This is a genomic window from Streptomyces sp. NPDC047081 (assembly GCF_040643775.1).
GTDB lineage: Bacteria > Actinomycetota > Actinomycetes > Streptomycetales > Streptomycetaceae > Streptomyces.
Window position 1 is genome coordinate 1 of record NZ_JBEYUY010000028.1, and the last position, 12,960, is coordinate 12,960.

The window sequence follows — 12,960 nt, forward strand, 5'->3', positions numbered from 1 at the left end:
CACGCCCGTGCCCTGCTCACCAGCAGCGACGAGGGCCGTACCGACTACATCGACGCGGACCTGCGCCGCCCGGCCGAGATCCTCGAAGAGGCGGCCCTGCCGCCCGCCCAGGCCGCGCCCCCGGCATACACGCGCCCGCCCATGCACGACGGGGTGCCCGGCGACCGGCGGCCCGCACTGCCCCAGCGCCACGCCCAGGAGCACCTGGCACCCGAGCTGCGCGACACTCCCGCGCCGCGGAAGGCCGAGGAGCAGGACAAGGAACACGATCCAGGGCTGATGGCCCTGTTCCAGCGCGGAATCCGGCTCGCCGACAACGAGCCGGACGAGCCTCCCACCGGCAGTACGCGCTGACCCGAGGCCCCTGTATTCGCAACAAGGAGAAAGAACCCCACCGTGAGCGACATGCATGCCGGCCAGACCAAGAACCTCGACTGGCTCCTGGCCGGACTCGTCCAGAGGGTCCCCTACACACGCAGTGCCCTGCTGCTGTCCTCGGACGGGCTGGCGAAAGCCTTCGACGGGCTGGAGACGGCGGCCGAGGCGGAACACCTGGCCGCGCTGGCCTCCGGCCTGCACTCGCTCGCCCGCAGCGCGGGCGTGCAGTTCGCCGACGGGGCCGACGTACGGCAGGTGGTGGTGGAGCTGGACACCGCTCTGCTGTTCGTCTGCGCGGCCGGCTCCGGCGCCTGTCTGGCCGTGCTGGCCGACCGGGACGCCGACGCGGCCGTGCTCGGCTACGAGATGGCCATGCTGGTCAAGAGCGTGCGCCCGTACCTCGCCACCCCGGTACGGCAGCAGGCGGCCGGCAGCTCGTTCGACCCGGGGCGCTGAGGATGCCGGATGCGCCGGACGGGTCGTGGCTCGACGACGAGGCTGGGCGGCTGATACGGCCGTACACGGTGAGCAACGGCCGTACCCGCCCCTCGTCGCACTTCGACCTGCTCACCCTGGTGATGACGACCGGCGTCCGGCCGCCCACCTACCTCGGCCCGGACTACGACCAGGTCATCGCGCTGTGCGACCGGCCCGTCTCGGTCGCCGAGGTGGCCGCCCACCTTCGGCTTCCGGCCGTCGTCACCAAAGTCATCCTGTCCGACCTCGTCACGCACCGGGCGCTCACCACGAGCGCGCCGCGCGTCGTCGAGGCGGGCTCCCCGACCGACCGACATCTCCTGGAGACGGTGCTGCATGGCCTTCGCAAGCGCCTCTGATCCCTTCCCGACCGCGCTGAAGATCCTCATCGCGGGCGGCTTCGGGGTCGGCAAGACCACGTTCGTCGGTGCGGTCAGCGAGATCGAACCGCTGAGCACCGAGGAACTGCTGACCCAGGTCAGCGCCCGTACCGACAGCCTGGCCGGCATCGAGGGCAAGACGACCACCACGGTGGCCATGGACTTCGGCCGCATGTCCCTGGACGACAACCACGTCCTGTACCTGTTCGGTACGCCGGGGCAGGAGCGGTTCTGGTTCATGTGGGACGAGCTGTCGTCCGGGGCGCTGGGCGCGGTGGTGCTCGCCGACACCCGGCGACTGGAGCAGTGCTTCGCCGCCGTCGACTTCTTCGAGCGTCGCGGCATCGGTTTCATCGTGGCCGTCAACGAGTTCGACGGCGCCTACCGCTACGAGTCCGAGGAGATACGCGCGGCCCTCGACCTCAAGCCCGACATCCCCGTGGTGATGTGCGACGCCCGCCAGTGCAACTCGGCAACGCGCGTGCTGATCGCACTCCTGCAACATCTGCTCGCCTCGACTCCCGGCATACCGCCCGCGGAGCCCAACCCGCTCGGCTGAGGACCCCCTCCGCCGAGCCGAATGGAGCCTGCATGTCAGCCCCGGTTCCCTACCAGCCCCCGTTCGACCCGACCGGTCATCTGCTGCTGACCCCCGAGGACCGGGACGCGCCCGCCCGCGTGGCCAGGCTGCGCGAGCTCGGCATCGCCGACAGCCCGGTCCCGGAGTTCGACGACTTCGCGCGCAACCTCGCGCATGTCACCGGCGCACCCTTCTCGATGGTCAACTTCATCGACGAGAATCGCCAGTACTTCGCCGGCCTGTACGCCGCGGGCCGTCCCGGCGTGCAGCTGGAGCCGTCCCAGCAGCAGCCCCCGGTCGGCCGGACGATGACCCGCGACCAGGGCTACTGCCCGCACGTCGTCGTACGCAAGAAGGCCCTGGTGCTCGAGGACGTCTGCGACTACCCCAGGTTCGCCGGCAACCGCGTCGTCGACGAGATCGGCATCCGCTCCTACATGGGCGCGCCGCTGATCGACTGGAAGACGGGCATGGCCCTCGGCACGATCTGCGTGGTCGACACGGACACCCACCCGTGGGGCCGCGAGGGCCTGGCGACCATCAAGTCGCTGGCGCAGCAGCTGGTCGAGCGGCTGCACACCATGGAGACCAGGGGCGGAATCTGACCGGGAGCCGGGGGCACATCGTCGTGTTCCCGGTTCCCGGCGGTCTTCTTCGCTCAGCCCGGGTGGCCGGCCGTCTCCAGCGGCTCCTGCGAGCGTCGCGGCGGCACGGTCCGTACGAGATCGGCAAGCCGCTCGGACCACTGGCTCTTCGTGGTGCCCAGGGCGATCTCGCCCAGGCGCAGCAGCTGGATGTCGGAGGTGCCGGCGGGGGAGTAGATGTGGTGGGCGTCGCGCAGGTAGCGCTCGACGGGGCGGTCGGTGAACAGACCGCTGGCGGCATGGATCTCCATGCTGTCGCGGGCCGAGTCGATGGCCGCCTCGACGTTGAGCAGCTTGGCGTTCATCAGCTCCGCGTCGCACGGCAGCCCTTGGTCGAGCAGGTGCACGGCGTGGTAGGCGGCCAGCCGGGCCGTCATCAGCCGGGACTTCATCCTGCCCAACTTCAGCTTGATGTTGGTGAGTTCGCCGAGGGGCGCCCCATAGCGCACCCGCTCGATGCACAGGGCCGTCGTCTCCTCGAAGACGGCCTGGTGGATACCGAGGGAGACCGCCGTCAGATTGGGACGGCCGTAGAGGATGCTGGAGGAGTAGGCGACGGCCAGGCCCTGCCCCTCGGGGCCGAGCCGGTTGGCCGCCGGGACCCGGCAGTTGTCGAAGATGAGCTCGCCGAAGCTGAAGCCGTGCAGGCCCATCGCGGGCTGCAGCTCGCCGAGCGAGAAACCGGGCCGGTCGGCCTCGACGAGGAAGGCGGACAGTCCCTTCGAGCCCTCGCCGGTGCGCATCACCACCCCGTGGAGATCGCCGACATGACTGTTGCCGACGAAGACCTTGCTGCCGTTGAGCACGTACTCGTCGCCGTCGCGGACGGCGGTGCTGCCCATGCCGAGGACATGGCCGCCCGACGCGGGCTCGGTGACCGCGATCGTCGGCAGGCAGTCGCCGGCGGCGATGCGTGGCAGCCAGGTTCTGCGCTGCTCGGCGTCGCCGAAGTGAATGATCTTGGCCACGCCGAGCTGGGAGGCCTGGACCATGGCGCCCATCGCACCGCTGACGCGGGCGAGTTCCTCGATGGTGATCGTCTTGGCGAGGTGTCCGGCGGCCATGCCGCCGTACTCCCTGGCGATGGTGACACCGATCCAGCCCTGCCGGGCGATGAGCCGGGACAGCTCATGGGCCACCGCACGGGAGGTCTCCATCTCCGCTATCCGCGGACGCACCTCCCGTTCGGCGAACTCCCGGACCGTGTAGCGCAGGTCCTCGTGCCACCTGCTGGTGAATTCGCGTTCCACAACCCCTCCTGCACGCTGCCTCCGAACCCGCTGGCTCTGGAGGTCATTCGTCGGGCAGTGGTCAATCGCCCCGGGCCGACCGCCCAAAATATTGTCTACTTATCGACCCGTCTCAGCCAAGATCACTCACTGACATTGACTGAAATGCGGCACCTTGCATTCCGTCTCAACTGTGCGATACAGAGCGGGACTTGGTCTGTTCCGGACACGTCACAGAGAGAAACCGCTCAACTGTGAACAAGGTCCGCCCAATACGGACATAGGCCTGCCCGCCAGGCAATTGCCGGGCGGGCAGGCACCGCCCCGGGTCCAAGTCCGGTCACGTTCTGTCTGGCCGATAAGGGAACGGCCATCCGCGCCGCCCGGCTGCTTCACCGATGCAAATCAGCCATGGTCATCAGAGGCAGGGCGAACGCCCACCGCAACACCCGTCACGCGCCTCACTCCACTGGCCGCACGAACCAGCCCGGGGGAGTCTGGCAGGATCGGCGGCATGGCGAGTGATCAGTTGCCGGCGAGAGCCCGCGCACTGTGGGAGAGGCTGGCCGGAGTGCCGGTGTCGAATGTGGCCTTGGGCGGGTCGGCGCGGATGGCCGTGCCGAGCGAGAATGCGGCCCTGATCGTTTCCGACGCGTTGGGGCCGGCGCGAGCAGGTGCGGTGACGGTCGCTCAACTTCTCCCCGACCACCCGGAATTGCGCCGCTTGGAGGAGGCGGCTGGTCAAGACGATGCCGGTGAGGCCGCACTCGACGAGATCACGTCACCCGCGTTCGTGGTCCAGGAAGACGCTCGGGCGGTTGCTGCCGCGGGATATCGGACCTGGCCGGGCAGGACCGCCCACATCTGCGTACTGACGGCGCCCCGAGCACGCGGGCGAGGGCTGGCGCGAGTGGCCGGCTCGGCGGCGGTCGCGCCTGCCCTCGCCGCCGGACTGCTGCCCCAATGGCGCGCACGGCCACCTGCCTCGCGACGTGTCGCGGCCGCCTTGGGCTTCGAGGAACTCGGTGCCCAGCTCAGTCTGGAGCTTGCCTGATGTCCAGCCAGCGAGCCATCGAGAACCTGATCGTGCGGTACGCCGAGCTCGTGGACGACGGTGACTTCGCAGGCGTCGGCAGGCTGCTCGAGGACGCCACGTTCGCGGGCAGCGGCGAGCCGGTGCGGGGTGGCGACGCGATCGAGACGATGCTCCGGGACACGCTGATCGTCTACGGCGACGGGACGCCCCGCACCCAGCACGTCACGACCAACATCGCCATCGAGGTCGACGAAGAAGCGGGTACGGCGGTCGCACGCTCGTACGTGACCGTGCTGCAGGCGCTGCCCGACCTGCCCCTGCAACCCATCGCCGGCGGCCGCTACCACGACCGCTTCGAGCGTCGGGACGGACAGTGGCGCTTCGTGGAGCGGCGGGTTCGCATCAACCTGGTCGGCGATGTGAGTCGCCACCTGCGTCAGGCGTAGTCCCTTGGTGTTGAGGTGTGTCGCAGGACCGCCTCGGCGATCGTTTCCCAGTCGGCCCGCTCGACCCCGTGGCCCGCGTCCTCCAAGGCCAACAGGTCCGCCGTGGGGATCTCTTGCGCCAACGCCCGGCCGTGCTCGAAGGGGAACATCGGATCGGCGGTGCCATGGATGACCAGGGTCGGTACGGCGATTGACGACAGGCCTTTGCGTGACTGCTCGCCTTGGGACAACAGGTCGTGGTTCTGTACGGCGGCGAAGTCACGTGCGCGCTCGACGTCACGGCGGATCAAGTCGTGGACGGCGCTCTCGTCGAACGGGCGGCGGCCTCCCGCGAGCACCCGTGAGTAGCCGACCAGGTAGTCGATCACGGAGTCGGTCTGCGACCAGTCGACCCGCGCCGACGACACGAAGCGCATGAACTCCTCGGTCGGCGGCGGCAGTTCGCGGTCCATCGGCACCGCGCCGGTCGTGCTGATCAGGGTGAGGGAGCGCACCCGGTCGGCATGGTCGAGCGCGACGAGTTGCGCGAAGGCCCCTCCGGCCGAGACGCCCACCAGATGCGCGGCCGGGATTCCATGGGCGTCGAGCACGCCGACGGCGTCGTCGACGAGGTCCGCGCCGGTGTACGCGGGGCTCCCCGGCTCGTAGGTGACCGATCGACCCGTGTCCCGGTGGTCGTAACGGATCACGAACCGTCCGCCGTCCGCCAGCAGTCGGCAGAAGTCCTCCTCCCACCAGAGCATCGACGCGCCGGTGCCCATGATGAGCAGGACGGGTGGGTTCGAGGGGGCACCGAAGGCTTCGGTGCACAGCTCCACGCCGTTTGCGTCGATCATGCGTTCGGCAGCCATCGCCGCGCCTCCTCGCCTCGTCGATGTCTCCGGTCAGGGCAGTACGACCAGTTTCCCCGCGGCCCGGTTGTCCTCCATGTAGCGGTGGGCCGCGACGATGTCGTCGAGGGCGAAGACGCGGTCCACGTTGGGCCGGTAGACGCCGGCCTCGACCTCGTCGACGACACGCTGCAACAGGGGTCTGCCCGCGCTGCCCTTGACGTTGTCGCTGTGGAAGGCCGTCAGCCTGGTTCCGGTGGGGATCATCGCGACCGGTTCGAAGTCCGGGATCAGCCACCCGCTGAGCGTGCCCGTCATGCACACGGTCCCGCCGCGCCGGACCAGCCGCAGTGAATCGACCGCCGTGCTCGTCCCGACGAGATCCAGAACGTAGTCCGGGCCTTCGGGCCAGAGCGCCTGCACACCGGCCGTCAGGTGCTCGCCGTCGTCCAGGAGTACGTGGTCCACGCCGGCCGCCGCCAGCGCGTCGGTCTTGTCGCGCCGCCGGGTCGTGGCCGCGGTCTCGATGCCGTGTCCGGCCGCGATCGACGCGGCCGCCATGCCCACCGACGAGGTCCCGCCCCGGATCAGCAGCCGTCCCTTGCCGCCCGGTTCGATGCCCAGCGCGTCCAGCGAGCCCTGCGCGGTCAGGTACGTCTCGGGCAGTGCGGCCAGGATGTCCCAGGACAGGGTGGTGGTGAGCGGCATGAGGAGGGAGTTCGGCAGCAGCGCGTACTCCGCGTATCCGCCGTCGAACTGTCGGCCCATCTCGCCCATCACCGCCGCGACGGTGGTGCCGTCCGGGAGGAGGGGATCGGTCGAGGCCGCCACGACTCCCACGCATTCGATGCCCAGCACACGCGGGAACCTGACGTCGGGGGAGTGGCCTTGACGGGTCCTCAGTTCCGAACGGTTCAGGCCCGCGCCCTTGATCCGCACCAGGCTCCAGCCCTCCCGGACCTCCGGAACCGGCAGCTCACGGAGCTCCAGCACCTCCGGGCCGCCCGCCCTGACACAGACCGCCGCCTTCATCGTCGTAACCCTTTGAGAGTGCCGTATCTGTTCGCGCATGGGTCCACTGTTGCCCGAGGCCGGTGCGGCGGGCCACCGGTAGAATGCCAAGCTATGCCTGTAGGCCGCCAAGTCCCCCGGGCCGGTGGGACGTCACAGCTCTGGCCGTCCGCGGGGGTGCATCTGTGGCCCTCGGGGGAGGCCAGCTCGGTGCACCGCCATACCCGTGGACATCTGGTGTACGCGGCTCGCGGCGTGCTCTCCGTGCGCACGGAGAGCGGTACGTCGATCGTGCCGGCCAACCGGGTCGCGTGGACTCCCGCCGGGTTCACGCACCAGCACCGTGCGCACAGCGACACCGAGATGCGGATCGTCTTCCTGCCGGCGTCCCTGGCCCGGCTGGTGCCGGACCGGCCGGCCGTGTTCCTGGTCTCCGGCCTCGCCCGCGAGATCCTGCTGACCCTCACCGGGCCACGCAGCCACGACCGCGCCGCGAGCGCCCGTCTGCGCCGGGTCCTCGTCGACGAGCTCGACGAGGCGAACGAGCAGCCGCTGCAACTGCCGGAGCCGCGCGACGACCGGTTGCGGGCCGTCGCGCGGATCCTCCAGGAGCAGCCCGCGGACAACTCCTCACTCGCGGAACTGGGGCGGACGGTCGGAGCCGGCGCCCGCACGCTCAGCCGGCTCTTCCGCGACGAGCTGGGCATGACCTTCTACGAATGGCGCACCCAGGTACGCATCCATCACGCCCTCGTCCTGCTGGCCGACGGCCACGACACCACCCGGGTCGCCCACGCCTGCGGATGGGCGAACCCCAGCGGCTTCATCGAGGCTTTCGCGGGCATCATCGGCACCACACCCGGCCGTTACCGGGCCGGCCGCGTCGGTGAGGTCAGGCGGCGATGAGGTCGAACTCGTTGCCCTCGGGGTCGGCGAGGGTGACGTAGTGGATGTGGGCGTCGACCTCGTTGAGCCGGGTGGCTCCGAGCTCGGTCAGGCGCCGTACCTCGGTGTCGAAGTCGGCGGTGACCAGGTCGAAGTGCATGCGGTTCTTGACCTTCTTGCCCTCGGGGACCTGGCGGAAGCCGATCCGGGAGCCCGGGACGGCGGGGTCGGCCTCGATGGCCGCGTTGGCCTCGTCGGCTCCGTCCGCGACGGTACGGCCGAGGACCTCGGCCCAGAAGGACGCGGCGACCTTGGCGTCGGAGGCGTCGAAGGTGATGCCGAAGACTGCGATGGGCATGACGGTCTGCTTTCTGCTGCGTGATGTGGGTGTGTGTCTTGGGTCTGTGCGGGTGGGTGGTGGGGCCCGGCCGACGGGACGCGTGCCGGTCAATCCGTGCTCGCCCGGCGGCGCAGCAGGCCCAGGCAGGACACCGCGGCGACCAGCTCGGCGGCCGCGATGGTCCACCAGCCGTGCTGGAAGGCGTGGTGTGCCGCCGCGTAGGAGGCGGGGGCGCCGAGGATCGCGACGACGATGCTGACGCCGAGCACGAACCCGATCTGGCGCGTCATGTTGATCACGCCGCTGCCGGTCGAGGCGCGGTGCGGCGGCAGGCCCGCGGTCGCGGCCGCCAGCAGTGTGGGCAGGGTCAGTCCGATGCCGAGGCCGGCGATCAGCTGGCCGGGCAGCAGTTCGCTCGCGTAGTCCGTGCCGTGCGGGCCGATCAGCAGGAGGTTGACCACGGCGGCCACCACGAACAGCACGCTGCCGACGGCGGCCAGGGCGCCGGCCTGCACCCGGTGGGCGAGCCGCTGGGTGAGCACGGCGACGAGGGGGACCATGGCGGGTCCGGGTGCCACGCCGAAGCCGGTGGCGATCGTCGACCAGTGCCAGACGTTCTGCAGCCAGAGCACGACCATGAGCAGGTAGCCGGCCAGACCGAGGCTGAAGGCGAGCATCGCGAGGTTGGCCGCGGCGAAGGTGCGGACGCGGTAGAGGGCGGGGTCGACCACCGGCACGGGGTGGTGCTCGGCCCGCCAGACGAACCAGGCCAGCGCCGCTGCGGCGAGCACGAAGACCGCGATCGTGTCCCCGCTGTCCCAGCCCCAGTCACCGCCCTTGACGATGGCGAGGGCGAGCGCGCCCACCCCGACCGTCAGCAGCGCGGCGCCGAGTACGTCGGGAATCCTGGTCACGGCGGTGTCGCGCGAGTCCGGTACGACACGGCGGGCGGCGACGAACGCGACGATCCCGACCGGCAGGTTGATCAGGAACACCCAGCGCCAGGATGCGGTGACCAGCAGGCCGCCGATCACGGGTCCGCCCGCCGCGGCGATCCCGGCGACGGTGGTCCAGATCCGCACGTACCCGAGCCGTTTGCCCGCCGGTACCGCGGCCAGGAGCAGGCCGAGCGAGGTCGGGGTGATCGCGGCCGCGCCGGCGGCCTGCAGCAGCCGGAACACCACCAGCCACCACAGGCCCGGGGCGACGGCGCAGGCGACGCTCGCCGCCGTGAACAGCCCGAGGCCCTGGAGGAACATCCGCTTGCGGCCGATCCTGTCGGCCAGACGTCCGAGCGGCACGAGCAGCGCAGCGAAGACGATCGCGTACCCGTTGAGCACCCAGCTCAGGTCCGCGATCGACGATCCGCTGAAGCTCGTACCGATCGCGTCGAAGGCGACGTTGACGACGAAGGTGTCCAGGCTGGCCATGAACGCGGCCAGCGACAGGACCGTGAGGACGGCCCGCGGGTTGTGCGCGGCCGTGGGTTCGGCCCGGGTGGCGGGGGTCGCCACCCGGCTCTGTTCGATCATGGGGGTGTTTCCTGTCGTGATCAGGCTGGCAGGGTGCGCGGCAGCCCGAAGCGGGCGAGAACGTTGTTGTCGAAGATCGTCATCTCGGCGATCCGGTCGCCGCTGAGGGTGAGCACCATCAGCCCGGCCGCGTGCAGCACGCCGGAGTGCCGCTCGCGCTGGTACACACCGAAGGCGGGCTGGTGGTTGGCGCGGGTCGCGACCAGCCGGCGCCCTCCGACCCGGGCGAAGACCGCGGTCAGCATCCCGGCGGCGGCTTCCCGGCCGCGGTACTCGAACGGCACCGGGGGCATGCTCAGGCGCACGTCCTCGGCGAGCAGGGCGATCACCTGGTCGACGTCCGCCGTCGCGTACGCACGGGTGAGCCTGTCGACCAGGGCGCGCTCGGCCGGCGAGTCCGGGGGCGGCGCGGGCGCCCGCTCGGGCCGGTGCCGGGCGAGGGTGGCACGTGCGCGCTTGAGGGCGCTGGTGACGGACTCGGTGCTGGTCTCAAGGATGTCGGCGGACTCGGCCGCGCTGTAGCCGAGCACGTCGCGCAGGACCAGTACGGCGCGCTGGCGGGCCGGCAGCAGCTGGAGGGCGTTGACGAAGGCGAGCGAGATCGCCTCGTTGGCCTCGTACCGGGCGGCCGGACCGGGCCGGTGGTCGGCCAGGGTCTCCAGGGCGTGGTCCGGGATCGGTTCGAGCCACGCCACCTCGCTGGTGTGCGTGGGGGCGGGCAGTTCGGGGTTGACGTCGACTTCGGGCCGCTGCATCTGGGGCCTCCGGCCTGCGGAGCGGCGCGCGTCCAGGGCGCGGTTGGTGGCGATGCGGTAGAGCCAGGTGCGCAGGCCCGAGCGTTCCTCGAACGCGGTCAGGCCGCGCCATGCGGACAGAAGGGTCTCCTGCAGTACGTCTTCGGCGTCCTGGGCGGAGCCGAGGATCCGGTAGCAGTGCGCCTGCAGTTCCTGGCGGTAGGGCTCGACCAGCAGGCCGAACGCTTCTCCGTCCCCTGCCCGCGCACGCGTCAGCAGTGACGTTTCCATGGTGTCGGGTTCCTCCCATGTCGGTCCCCCTTCCGGCTGTCACCCGTACTGACGGCGGCGGTCGCGGAAACTGGGCGGTTTCCTGGGAGAAACTCTCCGGGACCTGGCCGAGATGCCGGACCTACGGCCGATGCCTGGCAGGGGCCGCCTCCGAGCGACCGGAGCCGTCCTGCTCGGCCGCCCACGCGGAGAGCACCGTCAGTGCCTCTTCCGACGGTGATCCGGGGTCGGCGAGGAAGGCGAACAGGCTCTGGTCGGGGTCGCCGGGAAAGGTCAGCGCCTCGGTGTGGAGGGTCAGGCGCCCGACGATCGGATGGCGCAGGGTCTTGCTGCCGTGCGCGGGTTCGTCGACCTTCTGGTCGGCCCACCAGCGACGGAAGTGCTCGCTCTTCATGGACAGTTCGCCCACCAGCTCGGCCGTGCGCAGGTCGTCGGGATGACGTGCCACGTCCATCCGCAGCATCCCGACGAACATGGAGGCGGCCTTCTCCCAGCCCTCGGCGAACAGCGACCGCGCGGCCTCGTCGAGCACCACCCAGCGCACGGCGCTGCGCTCCCGGACGGGCATCGCGTCGAAGTCGGAGAGCAGGGCGCGGGCCATCCGGTTGGCGGCCAGGATGTCGGTACGACGGCCCAGGACGAACGCCGGTGTGTCCCCGAGACGGGCGAGGAACGCGTGCACACCGGGCCGTACCTTCTGCACGGTTCGGGGGTTACGGCGCCTGTCCGCGGCCGAGGGCCTGCGTGCCACCGCGCGCAGATAGCTCCGCTCCGCCGCGTCGAGCTGCAGGGCGTCCGCCAGGGCGTCGAGCACCGACTCCGAGGGTGTGATGGGCCTGCCCTGCTCCAGGCGTGTGTAGTAGTCCACGCTGACGCCCGCCAGGGCCGCCAGCTCCTCCCTGCGCAGCCCGGGGACCCGGCGCGGGGCCGCGTCGTGGATGCCGAGCCGCTCGGGGTCCATCGCCGCGCGCCGGGCGCGCAGGAAGTCGGCGAGTCCTTCGTTCCGCTCCATGGCCCCATGGTCGCGCGGGCCGGTGCGCGGAGCGGTGGCGAAGGTGGCCCTCCGGATCCCAGGAAGAGGCGGGCCGGTTCCAGGGCCCCCGTGCGGGTCCGTCGGCGGTTGGCTGAAGAGCGGGACGCCACTCGGCGATCCCGCTTCCACCCCACCCCACGGAGTCCTCGACATGCCTTCCATCTGGCTCATCACCGGCGCGACCTCCGGCTTCGGCCGCCTCGTCGCCGAACGCGCGCTCGCCGACGGCGCTCATGTCATCGCGGTCGGCCGCCGCCGCGACCGGCTCGCCGACCTGTCCGACCGCGCCCCTCGGGGACAGGTCATCCCGGTCGCACTGGACATCACCGCCCCCGACGCCCAGGACGCCCTGGCATCCGCCGTACAAGCGGCAGGCGGCCTGGATGTCCTCGTCAACAACGCGGGATACGGGCTGTTCGGAGCCGTCGAGCAGATCGACGCCGCCGAGGCCCGCGCGGTCTTCGACACCAACGTGCTGGCCAACCTCACCGTCCTGCGGGCCACGCTCCCGGCCCTGCGCGCCGCCCGGGGCCGCATCGTCCAGACCTCCTCGCTCGTCGGCCAGTTCGCCTGGGCTTCCTCGGGCCTGTACGCCGCCTCCAAGGGTGCCGTGGAACTGTTCAGCGAGGCCCTCGCCCACGAACTGGCCCCCACCGGCGTCAAGGTCACCGTCATCGAACCGGGCACCTTCGCCACCGACTTCGCCGCCAACCTCCGCGTCGTCGCCCCGAACGACGTCTACGCCCCGACCGTCGGCAAGTTCCTCACCGACTTCTCCGAGCTGCCGCCCGAGGCGTTCGGCGACCCGGTCGCGGTCGCGGACGCGATCATGGCGGTCACGGCGCTGGAGGAGCCGCCGCTGCGGCTGGCCGTCGGCGCGGACGCGGTCGAGCAGATCCGGGCGTCCCTGCGCTCGCGCCTGGCGGAACTGGACCGTTGGGAGTCCTTCCCCGAGGGGGTCCGCACGGCCCAACCGGCCTTGTAGAGCAGGTTTTCAACGGGCGCACCACTCAGCGGGACTCGGTTTTGCCGCCCATTTCGCGCTGCTGTCACGCTCCGAGGCGAACGGGCCCTTCCAAAGGAGCAGCGGCCCAGTCCCCGGGTCGGTTCCTCCTGCGGAACGGCGTTCCGAGC

16 protein-coding genes are annotated in these 12,960 nt (G+C 70.8%); 9 read left to right on the forward strand and 7 right to left on the reverse strand.

The features are described 5' to 3' along the window. From ABZ848_RS38070 to ABZ848_RS38090, 5 genes are all read left to right on the forward strand, one after another. A partial coding sequence (locus tag ABZ848_RS38070) for an SAM-dependent methyltransferase (RefSeq protein ID WP_360839412.1) occupies positions 1 to 354 on the forward strand: 354 nt, incomplete at its 5' end. A gap of 51 nt (positions 355 to 405) precedes the next feature. Then, a complete protein-coding gene (locus ABZ848_RS38075; RefSeq protein WP_360839659.1) occupies positions 406 to 834 on the forward strand; it encodes a roadblock/LC7 domain-containing protein in 429 nt (142 codons plus the stop codon). 2 nt (positions 835 to 836) lie between these two features. After that, entirely contained in the window at positions 837 to 1,214 is a 378-nt protein-coding gene (locus tag ABZ848_RS38080) for a DUF742 domain-containing protein (protein WP_360839414.1), read from the forward strand. After that, the gene (locus ABZ848_RS38085; RefSeq protein ID WP_360839416.1) at positions 1,192 to 1,794 is read left to right on the forward strand and encodes an ATP/GTP-binding protein; all 603 of its coding nucleotides are present in this window, start codon (positions 1,192 to 1,194) and stop codon (positions 1,792 to 1,794) included. The genes ABZ848_RS38080 and ABZ848_RS38085 overlap by 23 nt, the downstream gene beginning before the upstream one ends. Positions 1,795 to 1,826: 32 nt before the next feature. Beyond that, positions 1,827 to 2,420: a GAF domain-containing protein gene (locus tag ABZ848_RS38090; protein ID WP_360839418.1), complete on the forward strand. Its 594-nt coding sequence runs from the start codon at positions 1,827 to 1,829 to the stop codon at positions 2,418 to 2,420. A gap of 53 nt (positions 2,421 to 2,473) precedes the next feature. Here ABZ848_RS38090 and ABZ848_RS38095 read toward each other — a convergent pair whose 3' ends face one another. After that, the gene (locus ABZ848_RS38095) at positions 2,474 to 3,709 is read right to left on the reverse strand and encodes an acyl-CoA dehydrogenase family protein (protein ID WP_360839419.1); all 1,236 of its coding nucleotides are present in this window, start codon (positions 3,707 to 3,709) and stop codon (positions 2,474 to 2,476) included. A gap of 493 nt (positions 3,710 to 4,202) precedes the next feature. Between ABZ848_RS38095 and ABZ848_RS38100 the strand changes: the two genes are divergently transcribed. Continuing rightward, entirely contained in the window at positions 4,203 to 4,742 is a 540-nt protein-coding gene (locus tag ABZ848_RS38100; RefSeq protein WP_360839420.1) for a GNAT family N-acetyltransferase, read from the forward strand. Next, positions 4,742 to 5,170 carry a nuclear transport factor 2 family protein gene (locus ABZ848_RS38105; RefSeq protein WP_360839422.1) on the forward strand — a complete coding sequence of 143 codons (429 nt, stop codon included), beginning with the start codon at positions 4,742 to 4,744 and terminating at the stop codon, positions 5,168 to 5,170. Before ABZ848_RS38100 ends, ABZ848_RS38105 begins: the two co-directional genes overlap by 1 nt. On the opposite strand, the gene ABZ848_RS38110 is transcribed toward ABZ848_RS38105, so the two are convergent. Together ABZ848_RS38110 and ABZ848_RS38115 are read right to left on the reverse strand one after the other, a co-directional pair. Next, a complete protein-coding gene (locus ABZ848_RS38110) occupies positions 5,161 to 6,021 on the reverse strand; it encodes an alpha/beta fold hydrolase (protein ID WP_360839424.1) in 861 nt (286 codons plus the stop codon). The two genes, ABZ848_RS38105 and ABZ848_RS38110, sit on opposite strands and share 10 nt — an antisense overlap. A 33-nt stretch (positions 6,022 to 6,054) precedes the next feature. Continuing rightward, complete coding sequence (locus ABZ848_RS38115) at positions 6,055 to 7,071, reverse strand: zinc-binding dehydrogenase (RefSeq protein WP_360839426.1); 1,017 nt, start codon at positions 7,069 to 7,071, stop codon at positions 6,055 to 6,057. 150 nt (positions 7,072 to 7,221) lie between these two features. Between ABZ848_RS38115 and ABZ848_RS38120 the strand changes: the two genes are divergently transcribed. Beyond that, positions 7,222 to 7,917, forward strand: coding sequence for a helix-turn-helix transcriptional regulator (locus ABZ848_RS38120; RefSeq protein ID WP_360839428.1), 696 nt, complete (start codon positions 7,222 to 7,224; stop codon positions 7,915 to 7,917). Here ABZ848_RS38120 and ABZ848_RS38125 read toward each other — a convergent pair. The 4 genes from ABZ848_RS38125 to ABZ848_RS38140 form a co-directional block, all read right to left on the reverse strand. Then, positions 7,904 to 8,254 (reverse strand): VOC family protein, encoded by a 351-nt coding sequence (locus ABZ848_RS38125; RefSeq protein WP_360839430.1) that lies wholly within the window; start codon positions 8,252 to 8,254, stop codon positions 7,904 to 7,906. The genes ABZ848_RS38120 and ABZ848_RS38125 overlap by 14 nt on opposite strands. 89 nt (positions 8,255 to 8,343) lie before the next feature. Then, positions 8,344 to 9,768, reverse strand: coding sequence for an MFS transporter (locus ABZ848_RS38130; protein WP_360839433.1), 1,425 nt, complete (start codon positions 9,766 to 9,768; stop codon positions 8,344 to 8,346). Positions 9,769 to 9,788: 20 nt separating this feature from the next. After that, positions 9,789 to 10,793 carry an RNA polymerase subunit sigma-70 gene (locus ABZ848_RS38135; RefSeq protein WP_360839434.1) on the reverse strand — a complete coding sequence of 335 codons (1,005 nt, stop codon included), beginning with the start codon at positions 10,791 to 10,793 and terminating at the stop codon, positions 9,789 to 9,791. 121 nt (positions 10,794 to 10,914) lie between these two features. Continuing rightward, positions 10,915 to 11,805, reverse strand: coding sequence for a helix-turn-helix transcriptional regulator (locus ABZ848_RS38140; protein WP_360839436.1), 891 nt, complete (start codon positions 11,803 to 11,805; stop codon positions 10,915 to 10,917). Positions 11,806 to 11,977: 172 nt separating this feature from the next. Between ABZ848_RS38140 and ABZ848_RS38145 the strand changes: the two genes are divergently transcribed. Next, positions 11,978 to 12,811, forward strand: coding sequence for an SDR family NAD(P)-dependent oxidoreductase (locus tag ABZ848_RS38145; RefSeq protein WP_360839438.1), 834 nt, complete (start codon positions 11,978 to 11,980; stop codon positions 12,809 to 12,811). Positions 12,812 to 12,960 lie beyond the last annotated feature (149 nt).